This window comes from Simkania negevensis Z (genome assembly GCF_000237205.1).
Classification (GTDB): domain Bacteria; phylum Chlamydiota; class Chlamydiia; order Chlamydiales; family Simkaniaceae; genus Simkania; species Simkania negevensis.
In genome coordinates, this window is the sequence record NC_015713.1 from 732,048 (window position 1) to 754,786 (window position 22,739).

Here is a 22,739-nt window from a genome sequence, read left to right on the forward strand (position 1 = left end):
TTCTTTGAACCTATCCAACTAAATTTTTTATCCAAGTATAAACTACCCCCAATATTACCAATCCATTCCATATCACGAATAAACGCTCCCATCGCATCAATAGCCGACGACAACGTCTTTTTAACCAAGCAAAAGCTCGTTCTACCTTCCAGCGTTGTGGGCTCAATTTGAAGAAATGGGTAACTTCGTTAATTTCTGGCGCCCATCTTCCTTTGATTTTCCGATAGGGAATTAGAGGAAATATTCCCATGTTTAACAAAAACTGACGTAACCAGCCTGCATCATAACCTTTGTCTGCCTCAAGAACAACTACTCGCCCTTTGAGTGACTTTAATGGAAGCTGTGTAAGCAATCTGCTAACTTCCTGTTTTTCATCCCCCTTTGCATCGGTAGTTGTAATGGCTATTGCATTGCCGTTTTTATCGATAAGCAAGTGAAGCAGAACTCCCTTGCCTTTATAACCATAATCAACTTTTTCCCCTCCTCCTGGAGCGGGGGGAAAAAGAACCGTCCACAGCTACTTGAGAAAGATCAACTTTTCCTTCCATTATTGCTATCTGTAATAGCCCACTCATCACCTTATCAAAAACTCCTTCAACACTCCATTGCTTTAACCATTTGTGAGCTGTAGAACGAGGGATAAAAAGAGAGGAATCTGTCGGAAGATCCGCCCAACGACATCCTCTCGTTAAGATAAAGAGTATTGAATTCCAGGTTTTGCGTAGATCACTTCGAGGAGTTCCTCTCTCCAAAGGAAAAGTATGGTCCATAAGACCTTCAATGAGTTGCCATTGTTCATCTGATAAACACTTAAATCCTGCCATGTCATCTCCTAAATTTTTTTAAAAGAATATAGCATTTAACTTTTTAGTTGGATAGATTCTTGGACTTAAGTGATACAATATTAGAAACATGTGGTCACTTAAGATCGGCAAATTACGGTTAACTAAAAACAACTGTTTTATTGTTGTTGAGAATGACGCGCTGTTCAACTTGATATTTGAGAGCGCGAGCAAGGACGAGGCATTCGACATCACATCCTAGCTGCACAAGCTGTTTGGGTGTGTGATCATGGCGTACCCGGATCGTTTCTTGGTCGATAATAGGCCCCTCATCTAAATCAGCGGTGACGTAGTGGGCTGTTGCTCCTATGACTTTCACTCCTCGCTCATAGGCTTGATGGTAGGGTTTTGCTCCTTTGAAGCTGGGGAGAAAAGAGTGGTGGATGTTGATGATTTTTCCATGAAGTTTTTTGCATAAATCTTCAGAAATGATTTGCATGTACCGAGCTAGAACTATGAGATCGATTTCGAGGTCTTGAACGAGCTTAAAAAGTTTTTTTTCTTGCTCGATTTTATTTTTTTGGGTGATCGGGAAGTGATAAAAGGGGAGATTGTACCAAGAAGCCATTTCCTCAAGATCTTCATGGTTGGACACAACGGCAGGAATTTCAATCGGAAGAGTGCCATTTTTATGTCTATGCAAAAGGTCATTAAAACAATGGCTGAGCTTCGAGACCATGATTAATACTTTTGGGCGATAGTTTTTATCATGCAACTCAAAACTCATGCCAAACTTTTCGGCAACGGGCTTAAAAGCTTCGCAAATCTGGTCTTCACTGGAAGGTCCGCTTTCAACTCGGAAATCGAGGCGCATAAAAAACTGCTGAGTAGACGGGTCACTAAACTGAGAAAGTTCAAGAATATTCATTCCATTTGTTGCAAGCATTCCCGTAACAGCAGCAACGATTCCAATCCGATCTTGGCAAGATAGAGTTAAAATAAATTCATTTTCAAACATGAGAAACAAGATAGCACAAACCCTTATTTCTGAGCGAGTCCGCAAATGAAGTCAAATTCACTTTATGCTTTCTTGCCATAATACGCATCGAGCATTTCTTCAACCTTCTTTGCAATTCTTCCGTTGACAAAGGGGATTCCATCGTTGTGCCGTTCGCGAATTCCCATGAAGAATTTATGCTTCCAAGAGGTGTCTTGAGAGAGAAGACCTTGCGCAAGCGCAACAGCAGGAGAAATAAGGGGATCAGCGATGATAGACTCGATGTATTTAGAGATATCTTCGTAGAAATGAGCACTTGTTGTTTGAAAGATCAATTCAGGACATTTTAGCTCTGTAGAACACTTAAGAGTTTCAAAGTTCCAATTGACAAAACGGAGGAGCTTATCGAGCGGTTTAAAGAGAACATCTGCGGCTGTATCAGCAAAGTCAGTAAAGGTACGGCTTTTCATAAAGAGATATCGGATATCTTTTTTAAATTCGTGATTTTTGAGGGCTTCAGCTTGTACCCCTCCACCAATGGAGTGGCCATATCCAAAGATTGTCTTGGCTTTGATGTCTTCTTCTAAGATTTCCAAAAGAGCTTTGTAGGCTTTAATCATGATGTCTCGATTTGGTAGTCCAGAGCTTGCACCTACACCTGCATAATTAAAGAGAATAGCATTTGTTTTAAGCCCATCTAAAAAAGAGGTCAAATTAGCCTGAATGTATTGCCCATAGTCAGGGCAACCTAAAGCTTCGTACAACTCTCCATTCCCCCCGGACATGAGCATCCAACGATCACTAGCCAAGTTGCGGCCTATCATCATCGCATCGATCGTATAACCATCGACTTCAATTGAGAAACGTTTCACCTTGAAGCCTTCTTCGTTTAATCCCTCTATGTCAATTTCTTTTCTCCAAGATGAGGAAACAAAAAAGCTAAGGACCGATCCCGGTACAGTTGCAAGGCCAATTAGGCCGTGAATTAAGTGAGGAAGGGTAAAAGGAAAAAGGGCGAGTTGTAAAACTGAGGGCACAAGAGGAAGGCCATAATTTCGAAAAAACTCAAAAAAACTTCCGAGTTTATGCATAAGCATGTAACAGAGGCAGAGGCATCCCACTGTGAAGAGAACTTGCTGCGCGATGCGCCAGACCTTATTACCTGTCTCAATTACATGAGTCGGAGCAGGAGATTGATTGGTCTTAAACTCTTCTTTTGCTTTTTCTATGTAGTTTGATTGCGTATAAAAAGCATCTGAACCATGTAAAATATCGTATAATTCCATAATTGCCTTTACTTTTTGCAAAAACTATACAGAAAATGTTAGAAATTAACAATGAAGAAATCTTTAAATTTCACAAAATTTCCTTGCTTTTTTCTCTTGAGGAATAAGAGTGTAAACCTTTAAATAGAATTTATTAGCCCTTTTGGAGAAAATAGTATGGCAAAACCTTTAAAACGAGTAGCTGTGACAGGTGGGGGAGGGCAAATTGCCTATAGCGTCCTCTTTCGCATTGCAAGTGGAGAACTCTTTGGCCCTGATCAGCCCATTGCTCTTCATATCTTAGAAGTGCCCCAAGGCTTAGAACCCTTAAAAGGGGTGGTGATGGAGCTTGAAGATTGTTCCTACCCACTGCTGAAAGAAATTAAAATCGGCACCGATCCTGTTGATGTTTTTGGTGATGTCAATGTCGCACTACTCATTGGAGCAAAGCCTCGTGGACCTGGAATGGAACGGAAAGATCTCCTGCAAGACAATGGAAAAATTTTTGTAGGTCAAGGCCAAGCGCTAAATAATGCCGCTGCTAAAGATGTTCTCGTTTTTGTCGTGGGTAATCCGTGCAATACCAATTGTTTGATTGCGATGCACAATGCGCCTGATATTCCAAACGATCATTTCTTCGCGATGACACGCCTCGATCAAAACCGAGCGCAATTTCAACTTGCTCATAAGGCGGGAGTGGATATTACTGAAGTCGAGAAAGTGACAATATGGGGGAATCACTCAGCGACTCAAGTTCCTGATTTTGTCAATGCGACGATTCGAGGAAAAAAGGCAACAGACGTCATTAAAGATAGAGCCTATTTAGAAGGAGATTTTGTCACTTGCGTTCAAAAGCGTGGAGCCGCAGTGATTGGTGCGCGAGGTAAATCTTCTGCAGCATCTGCAGCAAATGCAATTCTCGATGGAGTGCGGTCGATCCTCACTCCAACGAAAGGCGATTCATGGTATTCCATGTGTGTCTTGTCGAATGGAAATCCCTATGGTATTAAAGATGACTTGATTTTTTCCTTTCCATGTCGGACATTAAAAGAAAATCAAGTAAACATCGTTAACGGGCTTGAGTGGGATCTATTTTTGAAAGAAAGAATTGCAGAAACCGAAAAAGAGCTCCTAGAAGAACGCGATGCAATCGCACATTTATTGAAATGAGGCAGTGATGGAAGAAGTCCTTTTTGAAGTGACAAAAGAGCAACTCGAAACAGGGATGCGCGGTTATCCTGTCGGATACTGCACCACGTCCTATGTGGATCCCATTAAAGGACTTTTTTATCGAGGGCGTCCGATCTCCGAGCTTTATAAGTGGGAGCCTGAACGGGTGATTTACCTTCTCCATCACGGGAAAGAAGGCTCAGCTCAAGACATCTCCCAATTTTCACAAGAGCTTAAAAAAAGGGCTCATTGCTCTCAAGCTGTAGCGAAACATATCGAGAGTTTGCCTCGTCAAGGACACCCCATGAAATTGTTTTGCTCAGCACTGCTCATTTTGGGAATGCTTGAAGGGCTAAAAGATTATAAAGAAGATTGCCTCAACTTAATTGCAAAACTTCCTCATCTAACAGCCATAGTGATCAACCATCATGCTGGTTGGGGTCCAACTCCTGCTCCAAATGGAGAAATGGGCTACATGGAAAACTTTGCTCACATGCTGCAAGTCCCTAAGGCCAAAAAAGATGAGCTCTCTGAGGTCTTTAGACTTTTTAACATTCTCCATTACGATCATGGAGGAGGGAATCTGTCGACATTTGTAGGAAAGGCTGTGGCTTCAGGTCTGGAAGATATGTATGGTTCGATTGCATCAGCAATGTGTGCTTTAGCAGGTCCACGTCATGGAAAAGCGAATCAAGACTGTCTGCAGTTTGTTCAATTAGTTCTCGATGAAGTGGGTGAAGGAGCTTCTGCGAATCAAGTCGAGAATCTTATCCGAAAGCGTCTGCAAAATAATGAACTTGTTTATGGATTTGGCCATGCTGTTCTTCGTGCAGAAGATGCCCGAGCGGCAATTTTTTATGATATTGCTGAAGAGAAATTTAAAGACCATCCTCTCGTGAAAATCGCCTTTTTGCTTCGCTCTGAAGGGCCAAAAGTTTTGAAAGAAAACCCTAAAATTTCTGACCCTTATCCGAATGTCGACGCAGTTTCAGGGACCGTTCTCACAGCTGCTGGATTTGGTTATCCCGAGTACTTTACCGTTCTCTTTGGTCTTGCCCGCTGCTTAGGCATTTCAATTCAAATCGTCTACGAGCGATGTGAAGCTCGTGGAGGAAAGGGAACACCGATTATTCGTCCTCGCTATCTTTTTAAGCCTCAGTAATTAAAAGTCGTTTAACAAATCTTAATGTTTATGCCTGATTAAGAGCTTATTGATGCTATTTTAACTTCGTGCGATGTCTAACGTGATAGCAGTAGGGTAAAATTTGTATAGCCAAAGCATTAAAGATCTTCTAAGTCAGATTTTCTTGTTTTTTAAGATTCGACTAGTTATAATCATATTTTGAATTAGCTAAGAAGGGAGATGCTATGGAAATTTCAAGGGTGTTAGAGACATCAAAAAATGCGCTTCATTGGGATCATGTTTCAGCTCCACCTCCACGAGAAGAGATAGGGCTTTCTCAAGAGGGGATCGACCGATTGAACCAGCTTGGGATCGACCGATTGAACCAGCTTGGGATTGACACGATACTGAAAGCCTCTACTGAAGGGAAGAAAATTGGGTTGATCATCGGAAGAGATAAGGACCAAGCAGTGCCTACCGAAGAGGGTTGGCTATGGGTAGCAGGCAATATTAGAGGGGATCCAGCAATTTTTGAAAATCGTATCGATCTTCAAATGAACTTCTCTGATGAAGGAACAATTCAAAAATTAGAAGGGATGTTTGATCGTGTTGTTGTCGATTCCTTGACACTAAAATTCATTCATGGAGCTTGGCAGAAGGTAACTCCTTTGCTAAAACCACTCCCATCTTCTCAGCTCATTACTGAAACCTCAACAGGATGTATGGACCTTTTACCTGATATCCAAGAGGTTCAGGTAGATTGCCTGAATGGTTCTATCGAATTCCCATTCAGTTTTCAATCAAGAGAAATGAAGGAGAATCGCCTTCTTTTTCAAAAGTGGAAAGACAAAGTTGGAGAAAAAGAATGCACAAAGAAGAAAAAAGAATTTTTAGATAATAGGGTGGCTTCTATGGGAGGGAAGCTCATCGGTTTTAGAAGCGAAAAGGAATGTGATTTAGCCTTCTTCTACCATATCTTAAATGAGAATTATCCAAACCGATTTAATGCAAAAAAAGAAGCTGAAAAAGTTGGCGTTGAACAATTTCGTCAACATCTGGGGAGCTTGTTTGATCAGGTTGTGGTATATGACGATGCAACTCCTTTCCCAACACGTCAAGGAATTGGGGCTGGAGAGAAGAGAAGCCACTTTGCTCTCACAGGTCCGAAAACGCGTACTAAATGAAGAAGGATGGTATTTAAAAAACTATAAGCGCATCAATTTTCAATATTCCTAACTGATTTGGATTGTTAAGTTCTTTAAAAATAGTATATTCCTTGAGCTACATTTGACGTTACTACTCATGCTTTACTATATAAGCCCGGAGTTTAGGTTAATAAAGTTCGTTTTTTAACATAATGATACCGCATCTTATATCCAAGAGATTAAAGATATTGTAAGTCAGTTATCTTACCGATTAAAAAATCGGCTTTTCTTTTAAGATTCAATGGGTTATATTTTTCTCTGGATTTGCTAAAATCGGAGATAATATGCAGATGTCAAGGGTGTTAGAGACAGCAAAAATTGCACTTCATTGGGACCATATCTTGGCTCCAACTAACCGAGAAGCCGGAAAGATTCAAGATGACTCTTGGAAGGGAAGCGCCAAAAAAGTCGCAGGGTTAGTCCTAGTAGCCTTTTCTTGCACTTTATTTGGCTGGGAAATTTCTGCGCTGCTCTTTTTCAATACAGGTCTTTACCATCTGAGCCGTGCTTATCAAAAAACCTTTTCAATCAATGAAACTCCTATAGAAGAAATCGGACTTTCTCAAGAAGAGATTGACCGATTGAACCAGCTTGGGATTGACACGATACTGAAAGCCTCTACTGAAGGGAAGAAAATTGGGTTAATCATCGGAAGAGATAAGAATCAGCCAGTACCTAAGGAAGACGGCTGGCTTTGGGTAGCAGGCAATATTGCAGGGGATCCTGCAATTCTAGAAAACCGTGTCGATCTTCAAATGAACTTCTCTGATGAAGGAATAATTCAAAAGTTAGAAGGGATGTTTGATCGTGTTGTTGTGGATATCTCGACACTTAAATTCATTCGCGGGGCTTGGCAGAAGGTTACTCCTTTGTTAAAACCACTCTTATCTTCTGAGCTCATTACTGAAACCTCGACGGGATGTATGGGGATTTTATTTGATATCAAAGACGTTCAGGTAGATTGTCCAAATGGTTCTATCAATTGTCCAATGAGTTTTCAATCAAAAGAAATGAACGAGAACCGCACTCTTTTTCAAGAATGGAAAGACAAGGTGGGAGAAAAAGAATTTGCAAAGAGGAAAAAAGATTTTTTAGGCAATATGGAGGCTTCTGAAAGAGAGACTCTCATCGGTTTTGGTGGTGAAAAGGAGCTTGATTTAGCTTTTTTCTACCATATCTTAAGTGAGCATTATCCCAACCGATTTAATGCATTTAGAGAAGCAGAGAAAGTCGGTGTTGAACACTTTCGTCATTATCTGAAGCTCTTGTTTGATCGGGTTGTGGTATATGATAATGCAGCTCCTTTCCCAACACGTCAAGGAATTGGGTATGGAGAGCAGGGAAGCCACTTTATTCTTACAGGTCCGGCAACGCGTACTAAAGAAAGAAGAAGGGTATTTGAAAAACTATGAGCGAATCAATTCCCAATGAAAGAACGAGACTTTTATCGAAACCTCATCCATGGTACTCTGGGCCGTATGAACCAACTCTTGGATAGCTAATTGAATATTACCAAAAGAAATTAGAATTTTTGCAATTAAGTTTTTTTCATCATTGCTCTACGGAAAGTGGAGAACAAGCTTACCTGGCTGGACGTATCGTTGAGTTCCTATAAGGGATATATTCCTTTAGGAGATCCTAAGGAGTCTACGAACTATCCTCCACCGGATTTAGATAAGCATGATCAAGCCACAGAGCTTGATCGATAAAAATTGATTTATTATGAAGCAGGTTCCTATACTTGAGAAAAAGTATTTGAGTGCTGCCCATGACTTGGTCTGAAATTGAACACATCTTTAATCGCGCTTTGAAGTTCTCGTTTTCAAAACGGAAGCTTCTCTTCATGTTCCCTGTGCTTCTCGTTTGCGGTTTAATGACCGTTTTTTGTCGCGCGGTTGCCATTCATGCAGGGCAGTGGGTGGTTCTAAGTTTGACTTTCTTGCCGATTTTCTTGTCTTCAGGGCTTTTGCTTGCTGCAGGGGTCGTATTAGCGCGCGTTTACCACCATGAAGTCAAGATGATTCCACTCAGCTATAAGAAGATTCTCAGTCAATCCTGGGAGCTTCTCGTAGGGGTTTCTTATTTGACACTGCCACTTATGCTTTCCTATTTACTTTTGTGGGTCCTCATGGGAGTTTTTTACTTGCTGAAAGAGATCCCAGCACTAGGTGAAACACTAGGGGTTTTATTGGCATTTGGCCCCTTTTTATTGGTTCTTGGATCCTTAGTTTTAAGTCTGTTTAATCTCTTTCTCCTCTTTTTTGCGACGCCCCATATTGCCCTTCAAACAGGGATGAAACTCAAATTAGCTGAGCAGGTTTTCCGCCGGTTTACAGAAAATATTTTTTCTAACCTAGCTTTATTTTTAGTTGGGATCATTCCCTTACTTGTCATTGTAGGAGTTCTTTGCCTTGCTGCATTTTTGACAGGAGTAAACTTTTTTATGCGAACAGAAACCCTAGCGATCGCCCTTCAGTGGTTTTTTATCATGATTCCCTTTACGGCATTGCTTTCTCCGGGTATTCTTTTCTTTTTCAATTTCGCGGTAGAAAGCTACGTACACATGCAAAAAAGACATGCCTAAGATTGCAATTGTTGGCGCCGGGTTTTCGGGCCTAGGTCTTTGTTATCATCTGCTGCAATGCGGCTATCAAGTGACACTCTTTGATCCCAAAGGGATTGGGGGTGGCGCTTCTGGAATAGCTTCGGGTCTTTTGCACCCGTACCCAGGAGAAAGTGCCCGTATGAGCTGGAGGGGACTTGAAGCCATGCGAGAGGCCGAGCTTTTGATTGATAAAGCAAGCGAGGCTTTAGGGCGTGCGGTTGCCCGCAAAGAGGGTATTTTACACCTAGCGATTAGCGAGAAAAAGAAAGAAGCTTTTCTTCAGCGTGCAAATACTCAAGACGATGTGGAGTGGTGGGATGCTAAGACGTGTCATGAGCGTGTCAAAGGTGCTCATTTTTGCCCTGGTATTTTCATTCGCTCAGGTCAAACGGTTCATCCAAAACTCTATTTGAAAGGACTTTGGAAAGTGTGTCAAAAGGAGGGAGCTGAGCTGGAAAAGAAAGAAGTCGATGTGGCTTCATTAAAAGGGTTTGATCAAATCGTAATTGCAGCAGGAAGCGGCATTCGAAAGATGAAAGAGTGTGAAAGCTTGAATGTCAAGCTTAACAAGGGCCAGCTCTTAGTATGCACTAAGCCAAGTTATTTCAATCCAGGATTTAGTTTAGTTGGGAAAGGGTATTTAGCCTTGAGCGAGGACGAGAATCGGTGCTATTTGGGTTCGACTTATGAGCATGAGTTTATCACTGAGCAGCCCTGCATTGGTCATGCAACCGAAATGATTTTTTCGCGAATTGGGCAATTTCTTCCTTCCTATGGAGCATTCGAAGTGACAGAGTGTTTGTCAGGCATGCGCGTTGTGAATCGGAAAACTTACCATCCAATTGTTGGAAAGCTCCGAGAAGGGGTTTGGGTGCTCACAGCAATGGGTTCACGTGGACTCCTCTATCATGGTCTCATGGGAAAAATGCTTGCACAGGCAATCGTAGCAAATGATCCCTTATTGATTCCCAAGGAGGTCCGTCTATGACAGCTGCAGCTCTTTTTTTGGGAACCGGCGCTTCGATGGGAATTCCTGTTATTGGGTGCGACTGCGCTGTTTGCAACTCGTCATTACCAGCAAACAAACGGTTGCGTCCTTCCCTTTTATTAACAGTTGGAGATAAGCGGTACGTCGTTGACATTGGACCAGATTTTCGGACGCAGGCGCTGCAACATCAGATCGATCGTTTGGATGGAGTGATCATTACCCATAGTCATTATGATCATATTGCAGGACTTGATGAACTCCGCATTTATTTTTTTCGAGAGAAAATCCCCGTTCCATGTTTGGTTTCGCCAGAAACGTTAGAAGAAATCAAAATTCGGTATCACTACATCATGCCCCCTTCACAAGAAGATGTCTCACATGTGATGAAGTTTGACTTTCAGGTACTTGAAGGTCATGAAGGAGAAACGACATTTGAAGGACTTTCACTTCGGTATTTTAGCTACTTTCAAAAGGGAATGAAAGTCACGGGGATTAGGATTAAGGATTTTGCTTATGTGGTGGATATTTTAGAGTATCCTGAATCGATTTATAAGCAATTAGAGGGAGTGCAGACACTTGTAATTGATGGGATGACTTGGGAGCGAACAGCAGCTCATTTGGGCATTCAGGAAGTGATTGAATTTGCAAAAAAAATTGGCTGTGAGAAAACTTATTTAACGCATGTTGCTCATGAAACAGATCATGATGTAATGAATGCAAAACTTCCAAATGGAATGGAAATGGCTTACGACGGATTGAAAATACGCTTATGGTAGATGAAAAGCGACTATACGAAGATGTACGCTATGAAATTAGCGATTTAAATACAGCACTATTAATTGGGTGTTACACCAAGTCTTCTGATCTCATGCTTTGCAAAGAACATATCGATGAACTCGAATCTTTGGCTGATACGTATGGATTTGAAGTGGTTTCAAAAAACCCGTGTCCGCTTCGAAAAATTGAAGCGAGTACTTATATTGGCAAAGGTAAAATCGAAGAACTACAAGCCGCTGCTGATGAGAGCAAAGCAGATGTAGTGATTTTTGATGATGAGATTTCTCCCAATCAACAGCGCAACTTAGAAAAAATCTTCAAACGGCCTGTAATTGATCGGACTGAACTCATTTTAGAAATTTTTTCGCAAAGAGCTCAAACGCGGGAAGCAAAGCTGCAAGTTGAGCTGGCGAAGAGCCATTACCAGTTGCCTCGACTCAAACGCCTTTGGACTCACTTATCGCGACAGGTTGCAAGTGGAAAAGGGTTCTTGAAAGGGGCAGGGGAGCGGCAAATCGAATTAGACCGTCGGATGGTGCGCGATCGGATCTCCCGGCTTAAAAATGAAATCGAAGAGGTGCGTCACCAAAGAGATGTGCAGCGTCATGCACGTATTCGCTCTGGTGTTCCAACTTTTGCCATCATTGGGTACACGAATGTGGGGAAATCGACACTCCTCCATGCGCTCACGCAAGCAGAAGTGCTCATTGAAGATAAACTCTTTGCGACACTTGATACGACGACGCGTAAATTCACTTTGCCGAACCACCAAGAGATTCTCCTTATTGATACAGTTGGTTTTATCCGGAAAATTCCTCATACACTAGTTGCAGCCTTTAAGAGCACGCTTGAAGAGGCGATGTATACCGACATTCTTCTCCATCTTGTCGATATCAATCACCCTCTAGCCGAAGAACATGCCGAGTCGACCTATGAGGTTTTGAAAGAACTTGGAGCTGAAGGTAAACCTATGATCACTGTGCTTAATAAAATTGATGCCATTGAAAATAAAGGAATCATTGGAAGATTTAAGTTGAAATATCCCCGTGTAGTGGGGATTTCAGCTTTAAAAGAGCTAGGCTTTGACGATTTGATGCGGACGATGATGGACACGATCAAAGACCTTAGAACGGTTCTTAAACTTCGCATTCCGCAAAAAGAATACGCCCTTGTCAGTCGTTTACTTAATGAGGGACGGCTTATTCATCAAGAGTATGAAGAAAATGATATTTTGATAGAGATTGAAATTCCGAAGCATTTGCTTCACAAAGTTGAGCCCTACATCATTGTGGAGAGTTAGAATGTCACTGCTTACAAAACTTCCTCCTCAAGAAAGGCCTCGTGAAAGATTTCTCACTCTTGGCGGCGATGCCCTTTCTCTCACCGAACTTTTAGCCATTTGCTTGGGAAGTGGGAGGCAAGGTCACTCTGTTTTGCATCTTGCAGAGGAGCTGTTAGCAACTTTTGGAAGTCTTTCGAGCCTTCTCGAAGCCTCAGTAAGTCAGCTCACACAAGTCAAGGGAATCGGACAAGCAAAAGCGGTTCAGCTCAAAGCAATTTTTGCACTTGCTAAGCGGTTCCAGCGCCGCGCAGGTGCTGCCAAATTTCCCGTTAAGTGTCCCAAAGATGCCTACTATCTCATTGCTCCTTACTTGGAAGATGAAAAGCAAGAAAAGGTGGCGCTTCTCTTTCGGAATGTGAAAGGAGAAATCTTTCACCATGAAATCATTGCCTCTGGAACGCTATCCGAAGTTCTCGTACATCCACGCGAAGTGTTTCATCATGTTCTCATTCATCGAGCGTTTAGCTTCATCCTGGTACACAATCATCCGAGTGGCAGTCCTACTCCTTCCAAATGCGACATTGAACTCACAAGACTTGTTGAGACTTCGGGTCGACTTATGGGAATCCGCTTAGATGATCATCTTATCATTGGCAAACGAACTTTTGTTTCTCTCTGGGAAAGAGGAGCCATTCGGCGCAAAGGTTACTAACCTGAGCTCTGGGTTTATTTTGCTTATACTCAAGAAAGAGGGTTCTCTTAAATTCGAGGTATTTTTCCCGATGGAAAAGGCCAAACGGTCCTTTTCGAGGCAAGCAGGCTGAGAAGAAAGAGAAAAATCCCTAAGAAAGAGCGAAATAAACTTAGAATTCAGGTTACTACATTCTATATTGCAAAGCTTTGTTTGACGAAATCAACCGCGCCTGATGCGAACATCTGAACGGCAATCAGGGCAACGATCATTCCACCCAAACGCTCAAAAGCAATCAACCCCTTTTCACCAAGGCCATGCTTCAAAAGAGAGGCAATCAAGGTGATCATGAATGAAACAAACATGGCTCCAACGATGATCATTGTCATAGTGAGCTGATCGTTTAAACGACTAGAAAAGAGCATCACAGCAGTGATTGACCCAGGTCCGGCGATCACAGGTGTTGCAAGAGGAACCAATATTGGTTCGTGTTTGGGGCCAGCTTCTTGATCATGCTTGGGGAATATCATTCCAATGGCGATGAGCAAGAGGAGGATTCCTCCAGCCATTCCCAAGATGGGTTGAGAAATACCTAGAAGATGAAAAATATTGGCTCCAAAATAATTGAAGAGGAGGAGAATCACGAGGGCTAAAACGAATTCGCGGATCAGAATGACACGCTGTTGTCTCGGGCTGTAGCGCGCTAAAAGGCCGATGAAGAGGGGGATGTTCCCGAGGACGTTGATAACAAAAAAGAGGGATACCGCCATCGAGATAGGGTGGGCAGGCATTATGATCTCCTTAGGTTTATTCACGAAGCATTCTAGAGAGAAATAGAATTTTTTTGTAGGTCTTTCTTTTCTGAGGTTTCTGTGGCATAATAGCATCGATGAAAAAGAAAAAATATAAAGTTGTCACTTTAGGTTGTCGGACCAATCAATATGAATCGCAGGCCTATATCGATCAGTTGAAAGCTTCTGGCTATAGCGAAGCCGCCGAAACGGAAAGTGCAGATGTCTGCATCGTTAACACTTGCACGGTCACGGCTTCAGCAGACAAGCGCAGCCTTTACCAAATTCGGAAGCTAGCGCGCGAGCACTCTCCAGAAAGGCTCATTGTTACGGGGTGCATGGCCGAGCGAGCTGCCGATGAAATCCGAGCAGTTGAGGGAGTCACCGATGTGGTTCCGAATCAACGGAAAGAAGCTCTCCTTGATGAAGTCTTTCCCGAAACTGATTGGCCTGAGTTTAAGATTGAGCGGTTTGAAGCTCATACCCGGGCTTTTGTCAAAATCCAAGATGGGTGCAATTCTTACTGTAGTTACTGTGTTATCCCGTTTGTCCGTGGTCGTTCGCGTTCTAAAACTGTTTACGACATTCTCGCCGAAATCGAAGGACTTGTCGAAAATGGCTACAAGGAAATTGTCCTCACAGGAATCAATATTGGAGATTTTGATGGAGGGACGCCCGAGAATCCTGTTCGTCTGAGTACCCTTGTTCGCCTCGTCGATCAAATAGAAGGGCTAGAGAGAATCCGGATCTCTTCGATTGATCCCGATGAGGTAGAAGACGATTTAATCGATGCAGTGATAAATGGAAAAAAGACTTGTCACTCCATGCATATTGTCCTGCAAGCTGGTTCGAATGTCACGCTTAAACGGATGCGCCGGAAATACACCCGCAGGGACGTTCTCGATGCAACTAGGCGGCTCCAGAGAGCCAGTTCCGATTTTACCTTCACTACCGATGTGATTGTGGGTTTTCCAGGTGAGACGGAAGAAGACTTTCAAGAAACTGTCGATCTTATTCGCGAGATCCGTTTTGCAAAAGTGCACATGTTTCCTTATAGTGACCGTCCAAAAACGCGCGCCTCTCGCATGCCAAACAAAGTGGCCCAAGAAGTAATCGATAAGAGGCGTCAACTCCTCCTTAAAGTTGCTGACGAAGTGGCGTACGATCTGAGGCAAAGCTATATTGGACGGACATTTGATGTCCTCATCGAAAGTAAAAACATGGGACATACCAATCACTTTCTTCCCGTGTACATTGAAGAGAAAGGGCTTCGCTCGAATGAAATGATTCAAGTGGAGTGTTTTGCTAATAGTGTAGAAGGTTTAATTGGAAAAAAGGTGGAGGCTCATGCCATTGCAGCTTACTAATCGTATCCGTCCCTTTTCTCATCTACCTGGTGAAACGTGCATGTTACCCAGTTCATCTTGGAAATTGAGGGCTTACCCCACCCGGTTTGAACTCGAAAATCTAGGAGTGGAGAGAGAAAAAATTCTCTTTTCTTTAGAAGCTCAAGGCCCCATTCAAGGGTACACTCTAATGCAAGACTTAGAGCGGGATTTTGTTCGCATCTACGGTACAGCAAAAGATGGTTACTTTTCCTTTCGTCTGACTGCAGAGCCCGATGCAATAGTGCTCTTTCTCGAAAGATGCCCTGAGGGAGGTCTTCCATTTTCGTTTCAAGGAGAGAAAAAAGTCTTAAAGCGAAAAGAATCGTATGCATTTCCACTTGTTCATAAGCAGCTTGTCCATCCTCATGAAAAAATTCATTTTGGGTGTCATAAAAAGCAAGATTGGACACTCATTCGAAGAAGACTAAGCTTAGAAGAAATTCTACCCCTTTGGTTTGCATTAGGACGCAAATGCCCTAAAGAGGATTTACATTATGAAGGGACAGCTGTCCTTTTCAAAGAGTGTGAAACAGCTATCGAAGCCCAGGATCGTACCCAAATCGGATCGCTGCTTCTCCAACTTTTTCAAATCGGTTTTGGAGGTATGCTCACCCCGCGGCTTCTCGACACCGATTTCCAGGGAATTCTTCCTCCTCAAAAAAAGGCGCAAGGTTCACCACTCATTTTGCTTAGTCACGGTGCCGATCTTATTCGAATGCTATTTCTCGGTGCTGAAGGAGACTACCTCAAAGTTCTTCCTTGCCTTCCTGTTGAGTTGCACTCTGGTCGCGCTGAGAATTTGCAGGTTTCTGAGCATCTCAATCTCGATCTCGATTGGTCGAAAAAAACAGTTCGCCGTTTAACGCTTCGCTCTAGTGGAGAGCAGTTATGGAAGCTCAAACTGCAAAAAGACCTCAAATCCTTTCGTCTAGATGGAAAGCGCATCCAAATAGAAGAATCTCTTCAATTGGAAGCGGGTAAAACATATATTCTCGATCGGTTTGAAAAATAGGTTATTTCCAAAGGGAAAATTTCTTCGTCAATTCGGAAACTGTTTCCCACTTTCCAAATAGCATGATGCCATAGTAGGTCAGTTCTTCATCGTTTTTTTGACGCGTATTTTGTGCCTGCTCTTCCCAAGTGCCCCCGATCATCGTATCGAGGTAGTCGGTGAAGGCGATCCCGTTTTCAATTGCAGCTTGGCGTGTGGCTCGAATCTTATTTGAATTGGCGCGCAAGACGATTAAAGGCATTTTAGAAATGTTGGGATGAGCGTTTTCATTCTTGTCAGCATAATCCATCAGTAGGAGGTCAGTTGGCCCTAGTGAAGCACCTAGTCCCATACACATGTGTGCAAGGGCATTGAGAGCAACACCTGCTTCCAAGCTTTGATTCATAACGGCAATCATTTTTTGCTGAAATGGATTCATAATTAACCTCCAAAATAGCGGATCAATAAGACGTAAGTTGCAGTTCCGGCAAAGATACTAATGATAGGCTGTTTAAAGGTCAAGTGGATGAATGCAGTCATTCCTATACCGATGAGCGCTGCTGTGTGACTGGAACTGGTGCGGACACCGTGTAAGGCAAGCAAAAGCATGATCGCGAGAGGAAGAGAGCGGGAAAGAACTTGCGCCAGCCTACTTGATCTAAGCTGTTTTGAAAAGAGAAAGGGAAGGGCGCGTGTGAAAAAAACCATGATTGCAAGTCCAATAGTGATGAAAATGAAAGTGGAGATTGTCATGATTTCTTACTTTCCTTCAAAAAGAATCTAAGGCAGATGTAAAAGAGCGTGATGAGGATACCAAAGATAAAAGCTTGGTTATGGAAGAAAATCACCCCAAGACCAAAACCTAACAGGGCAACAAGTGCAATCGAAAGGTCTTTACATTTCTTCCACTGCTCGATGAAAAAGACTGTGAAAAGAGCTGTGAGAGAAAATTCAAGCCCAGGAATTTGAAAAAACCCCTTTCCAAAATACGCCCCAATAAATGTACCGCTCACCCAATAAAAATGAATCACCCAAGTGAGGTGAAATAGGTAGGGGATTTCATTTTTTCGTTCTCCATGGTGTTGAACAATAGAGTAAGTCGCATCAACTAGGCCAAAGATGAGATATTGACGGGGCCAAAAGCTGACCTTTTCATACCTGTGAAGAACTGACAGACCATAAAAACTGTTTCTAAGAGCGACAAAGAGAGAGGTGATGAAAAATCCTAAAATAGACCCATGAGCAGCAAAAATTCCGATGGCAACAAATTGAATTGCACCAGCTAAAACCAGAAGGCTCATCAAAGGTGCCAAATACCAAGGGAGGCTAAGTTCTGTAACAAAGAGAATTCCAAAGACGATCCCGAGAGGAAAGTAAGCAAAAAAAGTCGCAACTGAATCTTTTAAGGCGGTTAAAAAAGGAAGTCGGACCATTTTTCTTTTTCCGTTGGTGTTAGAATTTTCAAAGAGGAAGGAAGGATGCGGATGTAGACATCTTCATTGAATTGCATGGGTTCCCCGTCGAGATGGAGGTAATGCAAAGGCTTTTTGATGATCACCTCTTGGCATTTGAGAGCGATGGTGTATTTCGAATCTTCAATTTGTCTATTGAAAAGGTCGTGAACGAGTTTAGGGGTGGCGTGTTTGGGAAATTCTTTTAAGATGATCACGTCCAGATAGCCATCGTCAATTTCAGCGTGAGGGGCAATGAAGGCATTGTTGCCGTATTGCTTACTGTTGGCAAAGCAGATGAGAAATGCTTTTTCGACGAGGGGTTTACCGTCGATGACAAGCTCATACGCTTGAGGTTGGTAGTTCGGAAGCTCGCTGAGGACGACTTTGATATAAGACGAAAAACCTCGCTTTCCCAGTTCAGAAAAAGCATGGCTGACTTCGGCATCAAATCCGATCCCAGCTACCCCAATATACGACTCTTGATTGATTTTGACGGTGTCGATCCACTGGTCGTGGTTTTCATTGATGATTTCGATAGCAAGCTTAGGATCACTTGGGATTTTAAAGTGACGAGCAAGACCGTTACCTGAACCCGTTGGGATGATTCCCAAGGCTGCAGGCGATCCAATGAGTCCTTGAGCCACTTCGTTGATGGTTCCATCGCCACCAACTGCCACGACGACTTCGAATTTTTTTTCGAGGGCTTTTTGAGCCAGTTCTGTTGCGTGCTTGGGTCGATCGGTATAAAAGATTTTATATTCGAATTGTTTCCGATCGAGATGCTTTTTGATAAGCGGTTTGATCTTCTTATTTTTTCCGGTTCCAGAAATCGGATTGACAATGAAACACACCTTTTTTTTCGGAGGGCTTTTGGCTCCCACACAAAAGAGGCAAAGGCAGATAAGAAGAATTTTAAAAAACCGTTTCATCTTCACCCATTTTATTCTAGAGCTCCATAACAAAAAATTCCATAGCTAATTTGATTCAGATTTTCGCTGAATTTTTCTCTCTCAAAATCGACTACATTGTCCATGAGACAAGGGGAGGGTTTCCATAGGAAAATCTAAATTGATGACACCCCTTGCTTTAGAACTGTTTTTTCTGTAGAAAAAACGTATGCAAAAAATATTGATGAAAGACCCCCATAAATTGCTTGGACTCCATGAGTTGCCTGAGGGAAAGGTGATTCGTCTTTGGCGGCCTGAAGCGACTGAGGCTGCATTGGAAGTGAAGGGGAAAGTTTGCCAGGCAAGAGCAGTAGACACTGCGGGGCTATTTGAGCTTATGGTTGATTCCTCGATTGGCGCAACCGATTACCGTATTACCCATCCGTCAGGACTTGAAGCACACGATCCCTACTCCTTTCTCCCAACATTTTCCAATGAAGATGAACGTCTTTTTTCATTAGGGAAGCATGAAAAAATCGCCGAGGTGATGGGCGGGAGGCTAACTATTCACTATGGAATCGCTGGGGTGAAGTTTGCTGTTTGGGCTCCTTGTGCTCAGGCGGTTTCCCTTGTTGGCGATTTTAATCACTGGAATCCCCATTTGCATCCGATGCGGCTCATGGGAGCCTCGGGAGTGTGGGAGCTTTTTGTTCCGGGGTTAAAAGAAGGGGAAAAGTACAAATTTTACATCCTCACTTCTGAAGGGCATGGGCTCTTCAAAGCCGATCCCTATGCCTTACAAGGGGAGATGCGACCCAACACGGCTTCTGTTGTCACACGCAGTGAAGAGCATGTTTGGCAAGACCATAAGTGGCTAGAAAGGCGAACAAGTGATGCTCCTTTAAAACAGCCACTCAACATCTATGAAATCCACATGGGTTCTTGGAAAATGCAAGGCTTTGAATTCATGAATTACCGCACAGTAGCACCTCATCTTGCCAATTACTGCAAAGAAATGGGGTACACTCATGTCGAATTCATGCCAATCATGGGGCATCCTCTCGATGAGTCATGGGGATACCAAGTGACGGGGTTTTATGCGATTTCGAGCCGCTATGGAACAATTGCAGACTTCCAGTATTTGGTCGATTATCTCCATCAAAACGATATTGGAGTGATTTTTGATTGGGTTCCCGGCCATTTTCCAACAGATTTACACTCGATTGTCCAATTTGATGGAACCCATCTTTACGAACATCAAGATCCCAGACAGGGGTATCATCCACACTGGAATACTCATATTTTTAACTACGGCCGCTTTGAAGTGATCAATTTTCTCATTGGAAGCGCCCTTTATTACCTCGAAAAGATGCACATTGATGGACTTCGCGTCGATGCTGTTTCTTCGATGGTCTATCTCGATTATGGTCGTAAAAAAGGGGAGTGGATTCCGAACGAAAAGGGAGGCAATGAAAACCTTGAAGCGATTGCGTTTTTGCAAGAACTCAACACCCAAGTGCAAAAAAAGTTTCCTGGTGTTTTGATGATTGCAGAAGAGTCTCACGCTTTCCCAGGAGTGACCAAACCTGTTTCTGAAGGAGGGCTTGGATTTCACCTCAAGTGGGGTTTAGGTTGGATGAACGACACCTTAAGATTTTTTCAAACGGGATTTGACTACCGTGATCATCGAAAAAACCTTCTAACGCATGAATTCACCTACTACTTCGACGAACAATATCTCCTGCCTCTTTCTCATGATGAGGTTGTGCATGAGAAAAAAAGCCTCCTGTCGAAGATGCCAGGAAATGAGTGGGAAAAATTTGCCAATTTACGCCTGCTTTTGAGCTACATGATCTGTCATCCAGGAAAAAAACTCCTTTTCATGGGAGGGGAGTTTGGTCTTTGGAAAGAGTGGAATTGCAAAGAGGAACTTCCGTGGCACCTGATTGAACTTCCGATGCATCAGAAGCTGAAATGTTGTGTCCGAGACCTCAATCATTTCTATCGACACCACTCTGCACTTTGGGAAGAAGATTTTTCAAAAGAGGGGTTTGAATGGGTGGATACCGAAATGACTTTTAGTTATTTTCGTCATGCAAAAAACGAGACTCTCCTCTGTGTTCATAATCTCACTTCTCGAAAGCTAGAAAATGTCGCTATTCCCTGTAAAAATTTCATGCCCATTGAAATTTTTAATACCGATTCGCAAGAATATGGAGGGTATGGCATACTAAACCCAAACATCAGTAACGCATGTCTGAATCTAGCACCCTTTGCAACAAGCATCTTATGTCAAAAAAAGAGTACCTGAAACTTTTAGAAGAAATCAAAAGGCACAATCAGCTCTATTTTGATCAAGGGATGCCAGAAATCACCGACTATGAGTATGACTTGCTACTTAAAGAAGCTGAGAAAATTGAAGCGTCTCACCCTGAGTGGGTCCCAGCAGACACTCCGACATGCCAAGTCCAGGAGCAGCCGACAAAAGGGTTCAAACAAGTGGAGCACGATGTGCCGATGCTTTCTCTTGCGAATACCTACTCAAGGGAGGAAGTGGCTGACTTTGTTGCTCGTGTCTATAAACTTCTCGAGCGGGAAGATGTAGAATTTTGCGTTGAACTCAAAATGGATGGAGTGGCCCTTTCTCTGCGGTATGAAGACGGAAAACTCGTGCGAGCAGTTTCCCGTGGAAACGGACGCAAAGGAGATGATATCACGGCTAACGTGAAAACGATTCGTTCCATTCCCCATGAACTCAAAGGAACCAATATCCCCGATCTTCTCGAAGTGCGAGGCGAAGTTTTCATTCCGACGAAAGATTTTGCTGAGATGAACCGTGAACGTGAAGAAGCGGGAGATGTCACCTGGGCAAATCCACGGAACGCCGCAGCGGGCTCACTCAAACTGCTCGATGCCACCGAAGTGGCTAAACGGAAGCTCGACATCGTTTTTTACAATGTTATCACCCGTGAAAAAATCCTCAAAACCCAAGCAGAGAATCACCATTTTCTCAAAAAAATGGGACTTCCTGTAGGAAGTGAAAAACACTTTACTGTCTGCAAATCCCTTGATGAAATTTTTGCCTTTGCCGATCGGATTGAAAAAGAACGTCCTTCTCTCCCTTTTGAAATTGATGGAATTGTGATCAAAGTGAATCATCTCCGTGATCATGACATTTTGGGAGCTACAGGAAAGAGCCCGCGTTGGGCAGCTGCCTACAAATTTGCTCCCGAACAAGCAGAAACCGTAATTGAAGACATCATCGTCCAAGTCGGACGCACAGGAGTTCTCACACCTGTCGCAGAACTACGCCCTGTTCCTCTTGCTGGAAGTACCATTTCCCGAGCGACTTTACATAATGAAGAAGAAGTGGCCCGCAAAGACATTCGAGTCCATGACACGGTGATGATTGAAAAAGGGGGCGATGTTATCCCTAAAGTCGTCGAAGTGATCCAAAGCAAACGACCTAAAGAATCGAAACCTTGGCATATGCCCACCCATTGCCCTATTTGCGGCGCCAAAGTGATCCGCACAGAAGGAGAAGTAGCCGTTCGCTGTCCCAATCGCATCTCTTGTGGAGGGCAAAACTTGCGGCGCATCAGTTTTTTTGCTAGCAAAAACGCCATGGACATCGATCATCTTGGACCAGAAATTGTCAAAAAGCTCGTCGAGATTGGATTTGTGTCACGTCTCTCCGATTTGTATCGCCTTACCGAAAACGAGCTTGCTCAGCTTGAAGGGTTCAAAGAAAAGTCGATTCACAACTTGCTTGATAGTCTTGAGAAATCGAAAAAAGTAACCCTTGCCCGTTTCATTTTTGCTATTGGCATTCCTTATGTCGGAGAAGGGACCGCGCAGCTCTTAGCCGATGCGGCTGGATCGATGGACCGTCTCAAAGAGATGACAGAAGAAGAGCTATGTGAAATTGATGGAGTGGGTGATAAAGTGGCTGAGTCGATTGTTGAGTTTTTCTCAGACGAAAAGCACTCTCAAGAAATCGATGAACTCATTGAGCTAGGTGTCACACCGACCGCAGTACACAAAAAAATTACAGGTCATGCCTTTGCAGGCAAAACCTTTGTTCTTACCGGGTCTCTCGAAGAATTTACACGAACAGATGCGGCCAATCTCATCAAAGAACGTGGGGGGAAAGTCTCTAGTTCCGTCAGTAAAAAGACCGACTTTGTCTTAGTCGGAGAAGATCCAGGTTCCAAATACGATAAAGCAAAGCAGCTTGGGGTGTCCATTCTGGACGAAAAATCCTTTAAAGCATCTCTCTAAACTACTTTAAATCAATAATTTAACATTTATTTAAATTAATTTTTTAATATGTTATAATTATA

General features: G+C 43.0%; 22 protein-coding genes. 13 read left to right on the forward strand and 9 right to left on the reverse strand.

Going from position 1 to position 22,739, the window contains the following annotated elements:
* Positions 1 to 10 precede the first annotated feature (10 nt).
* The 4 genes from SNE_RS03960 to SNE_RS03975 all read right to left on the reverse strand — a co-directional run bounded on the left by SNE_RS03960 (position 11) and on the right by SNE_RS03975 (position 3,065).
* Positions 11 to 517 carry a transposase gene (locus SNE_RS03960; protein WP_079891495.1) on the reverse strand — a complete coding sequence of 169 codons (507 nt, stop codon included), beginning with the start codon at positions 515 to 517 and terminating at the stop codon, positions 11 to 13.
* Positions 468 to 824 (reverse strand): transposase, encoded by a 357-nt coding sequence (locus tag SNE_RS03965; protein WP_013943592.1) that lies wholly within the window; start codon positions 822 to 824, stop codon positions 468 to 470. Before SNE_RS03965 ends, SNE_RS03960 begins: the two co-directional genes overlap by 50 nt.
* 118 nt (positions 825 to 942) lie before the next feature.
* Positions 943 to 1,800 (reverse strand): formyltetrahydrofolate deformylase, encoded by an 858-nt coding sequence (purU, locus tag SNE_RS03970; RefSeq protein WP_013943042.1) that lies wholly within the window; start codon positions 1,798 to 1,800, stop codon positions 943 to 945.
* A 62-nt stretch (positions 1,801 to 1,862) separates the two neighbouring features.
* A complete protein-coding gene (locus tag SNE_RS03975; RefSeq protein ID WP_013943043.1) occupies positions 1,863 to 3,065 on the reverse strand; it encodes a CPn0927/CPn0928 family alpha/beta hydrolase fold protein in 1,203 nt (400 codons plus the stop codon).
* A gap of 156 nt (positions 3,066 to 3,221) precedes the next feature.
* Here SNE_RS03975 and SNE_RS03980 point away from each other — a divergent pair, with 156 nt between their 5' ends.
* The 9 genes from SNE_RS03980 to radC all read left to right on the forward strand — a co-directional run bounded on the left by SNE_RS03980 (position 3,222) and on the right by radC (position 12,906).
* Complete coding sequence (locus SNE_RS03980) at positions 3,222 to 4,214, forward strand: malate dehydrogenase (RefSeq protein ID WP_013943045.1); 993 nt, start codon at positions 3,222 to 3,224, stop codon at positions 4,212 to 4,214.
* 7 nt (positions 4,215 to 4,221) lie between these two features.
* The gene (locus SNE_RS03985; RefSeq protein WP_013943046.1) at positions 4,222 to 5,376 is read left to right on the forward strand and encodes a citrate (Si)-synthase; all 1,155 of its coding nucleotides are present in this window, start codon (positions 4,222 to 4,224) and stop codon (positions 5,374 to 5,376) included.
* 206 nt (positions 5,377 to 5,582) lie between these two features.
* Complete coding sequence (locus SNE_RS03990; RefSeq protein ID WP_013943047.1) at positions 5,583 to 6,521, forward strand: hypothetical protein; 939 nt, start codon at positions 5,583 to 5,585, stop codon at positions 6,519 to 6,521.
* A gap of 311 nt (positions 6,522 to 6,832) precedes the next feature.
* Positions 6,833 to 7,954 carry a hypothetical protein gene (locus SNE_RS03995; protein WP_013943048.1) on the forward strand — a complete coding sequence of 374 codons (1,122 nt, stop codon included), beginning with the start codon at positions 6,833 to 6,835 and terminating at the stop codon, positions 7,952 to 7,954.
* Positions 7,955 to 8,310: 356 nt separating this feature from the next.
* Complete coding sequence (locus SNE_RS04000; RefSeq protein WP_013943050.1) at positions 8,311 to 9,126, forward strand: hypothetical protein; 816 nt, start codon at positions 8,311 to 8,313, stop codon at positions 9,124 to 9,126.
* A complete protein-coding gene (locus SNE_RS04005) occupies positions 9,119 to 10,135 on the forward strand; it encodes an NAD(P)/FAD-dependent oxidoreductase (protein ID WP_013943051.1) in 1,017 nt (338 codons plus the stop codon). Before SNE_RS04000 ends, SNE_RS04005 begins: the two co-directional genes overlap by 8 nt.
* Positions 10,132 to 10,911 carry an MBL fold metallo-hydrolase gene (locus SNE_RS04010; RefSeq protein ID WP_013943052.1) on the forward strand — a complete coding sequence of 260 codons (780 nt, stop codon included), beginning with the start codon at positions 10,132 to 10,134 and terminating at the stop codon, positions 10,909 to 10,911. Before SNE_RS04005 ends, SNE_RS04010 begins: the two co-directional genes overlap by 4 nt.
* On the forward strand, positions 10,905 to 12,212 hold the full coding sequence (hflX, locus tag SNE_RS04015) for a GTPase HflX (RefSeq protein WP_013943053.1): 1,308 nt from the start codon (positions 10,905 to 10,907) through the stop codon (positions 12,210 to 12,212). Before SNE_RS04010 ends, hflX begins: the two co-directional genes overlap by 7 nt.
* Before the next feature lies 1 nt (position 12,213).
* Positions 12,214 to 12,906 (forward strand): RadC family protein, encoded by a 693-nt coding sequence (gene radC, locus SNE_RS04020; RefSeq protein WP_013943054.1) that lies wholly within the window; start codon positions 12,214 to 12,216, stop codon positions 12,904 to 12,906.
* A 173-nt stretch (positions 12,907 to 13,079) separates the two neighbouring features.
* Here the strand turns inward: radC and SNE_RS04025 are convergent, their stop codons facing one another.
* The gene (locus SNE_RS04025) at positions 13,080 to 13,700 is read right to left on the reverse strand and encodes a MarC family protein (RefSeq protein WP_158307207.1); all 621 of its coding nucleotides are present in this window, start codon (positions 13,698 to 13,700) and stop codon (positions 13,080 to 13,082) included.
* A 74-nt stretch (positions 13,701 to 13,774) separates the two neighbouring features.
* Here SNE_RS04025 and mtaB point away from each other — a divergent pair, with 74 nt between their 5' ends.
* Positions 13,775 to 15,043: a tRNA (N(6)-L-threonylcarbamoyladenosine(37)-C(2))-methylthiotransferase MtaB gene (gene mtaB / locus SNE_RS04030; protein WP_013943056.1), complete on the forward strand. Its 1,269-nt coding sequence runs from the start codon at positions 13,775 to 13,777 to the stop codon at positions 15,041 to 15,043.
* Complete coding sequence (locus SNE_RS12185; protein ID WP_053225331.1) at positions 15,024 to 16,076, forward strand: hypothetical protein; 1,053 nt, start codon at positions 15,024 to 15,026, stop codon at positions 16,074 to 16,076. The genes mtaB and SNE_RS12185 overlap by 20 nt, the downstream gene beginning before the upstream one ends.
* A 1-nt stretch (position 16,077) precedes the next feature.
* On the opposite strand, the gene SNE_RS04040 is transcribed toward SNE_RS12185, so the two are convergent.
* From SNE_RS04040 to SNE_RS04055, 4 genes are read right to left on the reverse strand one after another with little or no spacing between them, the layout of a single operon-like run.
* Positions 16,078 to 16,494, reverse strand: coding sequence for a DUF2000 domain-containing protein (locus tag SNE_RS04040; protein ID WP_013943058.1), 417 nt, complete (start codon positions 16,492 to 16,494; stop codon positions 16,078 to 16,080).
* 2 nt (positions 16,495 to 16,496) lie between these two features.
* On the reverse strand, positions 16,497 to 16,808 hold the full coding sequence (locus SNE_RS04045; protein WP_013943059.1) for a branched-chain amino acid transporter permease: 312 nt from the start codon (positions 16,806 to 16,808) through the stop codon (positions 16,497 to 16,499).
* On the reverse strand, positions 16,805 to 17,488 hold the full coding sequence (locus SNE_RS04050) for an AzlC family ABC transporter permease (RefSeq protein WP_013943060.1): 684 nt from the start codon (positions 17,486 to 17,488) through the stop codon (positions 16,805 to 16,807). Before SNE_RS04050 ends, SNE_RS04045 begins: the two co-directional genes overlap by 4 nt.
* Positions 17,467 to 18,438, reverse strand: coding sequence for a diacylglycerol/lipid kinase family protein (locus tag SNE_RS04055; RefSeq protein WP_013943061.1), 972 nt, complete (start codon positions 18,436 to 18,438; stop codon positions 17,467 to 17,469). Before SNE_RS04055 ends, SNE_RS04050 begins: the two co-directional genes overlap by 22 nt.
* Before the next feature lie 187 nt (positions 18,439 to 18,625).
* Here SNE_RS04055 and glgB point away from each other — a divergent pair, with 187 nt between their 5' ends.
* Both glgB and ligA read left to right on the forward strand, forming a co-directional pair.
* Positions 18,626 to 20,707 carry a 1,4-alpha-glucan branching protein GlgB gene (glgB, locus tag SNE_RS04060; protein ID WP_013943063.1) on the forward strand — a complete coding sequence of 694 codons (2,082 nt, stop codon included), beginning with the start codon at positions 18,626 to 18,628 and terminating at the stop codon, positions 20,705 to 20,707.
* Positions 20,686 to 22,677, forward strand: coding sequence for an NAD-dependent DNA ligase LigA (ligA, locus tag SNE_RS04065; protein ID WP_013943064.1), 1,992 nt, complete (start codon positions 20,686 to 20,688; stop codon positions 22,675 to 22,677). The genes glgB and ligA overlap by 22 nt, the downstream gene beginning before the upstream one ends.
* Positions 22,678 to 22,739 lie beyond the last annotated feature (62 nt).

What these genes read in the sequence shown, in the direction of transcription:
- SNE_RS03965 (WP_013943592.1), bottom strand. Translation starts at nt 824, where the DNA reads ATGGCAGGATTTAAGTGTTTATCAGATGAACAATGGCAACTCATTGAA.
- purU (WP_013943042.1), bottom strand. Translation starts at nt 1,800, where the DNA reads ATGTTTGAAAATGAATTTATTTTAACTCTATCTTGCCAAGATCGGATT.
- SNE_RS03975 (WP_013943043.1), bottom strand. Translation starts at nt 3,065, where the DNA reads ATGGAATTATACGATATTTTACATGGTTCAGATGCTTTTTATACGCAA.
- SNE_RS03980 (WP_013943045.1), top strand. Translation starts at nt 3,222, where the DNA reads ATGGCAAAACCTTTAAAACGAGTAGCTGTGACAGGTGGGGGAGGGCAA.
- SNE_RS03985 (WP_013943046.1), top strand. Translation starts at nt 4,222, where the DNA reads ATGGAAGAAGTCCTTTTTGAAGTGACAAAAGAGCAACTCGAAACAGGG.
- SNE_RS03990 (WP_013943047.1), top strand. Translation starts at nt 5,583, where the DNA reads ATGGAAATTTCAAGGGTGTTAGAGACATCAAAAAATGCGCTTCATTGG.
- SNE_RS03995 (WP_013943048.1), top strand. Translation starts at nt 6,833, where the DNA reads ATGTCAAGGGTGTTAGAGACAGCAAAAATTGCACTTCATTGGGACCAT.
- SNE_RS04000 (WP_013943050.1), top strand. Translation starts at nt 8,311, where the DNA reads ATGACTTGGTCTGAAATTGAACACATCTTTAATCGCGCTTTGAAGTTC.
- SNE_RS04005 (WP_013943051.1), top strand. Translation starts at nt 9,119, where the DNA reads ATGCCTAAGATTGCAATTGTTGGCGCCGGGTTTTCGGGCCTAGGTCTT.
- SNE_RS04010 (WP_013943052.1), top strand. Translation starts at nt 10,132, where the DNA reads ATGACAGCTGCAGCTCTTTTTTTGGGAACCGGCGCTTCGATGGGAATT.
- hflX (WP_013943053.1), top strand. Translation starts at nt 10,905, where the DNA reads ATGGTAGATGAAAAGCGACTATACGAAGATGTACGCTATGAAATTAGC.
- radC (WP_013943054.1), top strand. Translation starts at nt 12,214, where the DNA reads ATGTCACTGCTTACAAAACTTCCTCCTCAAGAAAGGCCTCGTGAAAGA.
- mtaB (WP_013943056.1), top strand. Translation starts at nt 13,775, where the DNA reads ATGAAAAAGAAAAAATATAAAGTTGTCACTTTAGGTTGTCGGACCAAT.
- SNE_RS12185 (WP_053225331.1), top strand. Translation starts at nt 15,024, where the DNA reads ATGCCATTGCAGCTTACTAATCGTATCCGTCCCTTTTCTCATCTACCT.
- SNE_RS04040 (WP_013943058.1), bottom strand. Translation starts at nt 16,494, where the DNA reads ATGAATCCATTTCAGCAAAAAATGATTGCCGTTATGAATCAAAGCTTG.
- SNE_RS04045 (WP_013943059.1), bottom strand. Translation starts at nt 16,808, where the DNA reads ATGACAATCTCCACTTTCATTTTCATCACTATTGGACTTGCAATCATG.
- SNE_RS04050 (WP_013943060.1), bottom strand. Translation starts at nt 17,488, where the DNA reads ATGGTCCGACTTCCTTTTTTAACCGCCTTAAAAGATTCAGTTGCGACT.
- SNE_RS04055 (WP_013943061.1), bottom strand. Translation starts at nt 18,438, where the DNA reads ATGAAACGGTTTTTTAAAATTCTTCTTATCTGCCTTTGCCTCTTTTGT.
- glgB (WP_013943063.1), top strand. Translation starts at nt 18,626, where the DNA reads ATGCAAAAAATATTGATGAAAGACCCCCATAAATTGCTTGGACTCCAT.
- ligA (WP_013943064.1), top strand. Translation starts at nt 20,686, where the DNA reads ATGTCAAAAAAAGAGTACCTGAAACTTTTAGAAGAAATCAAAAGGCAC.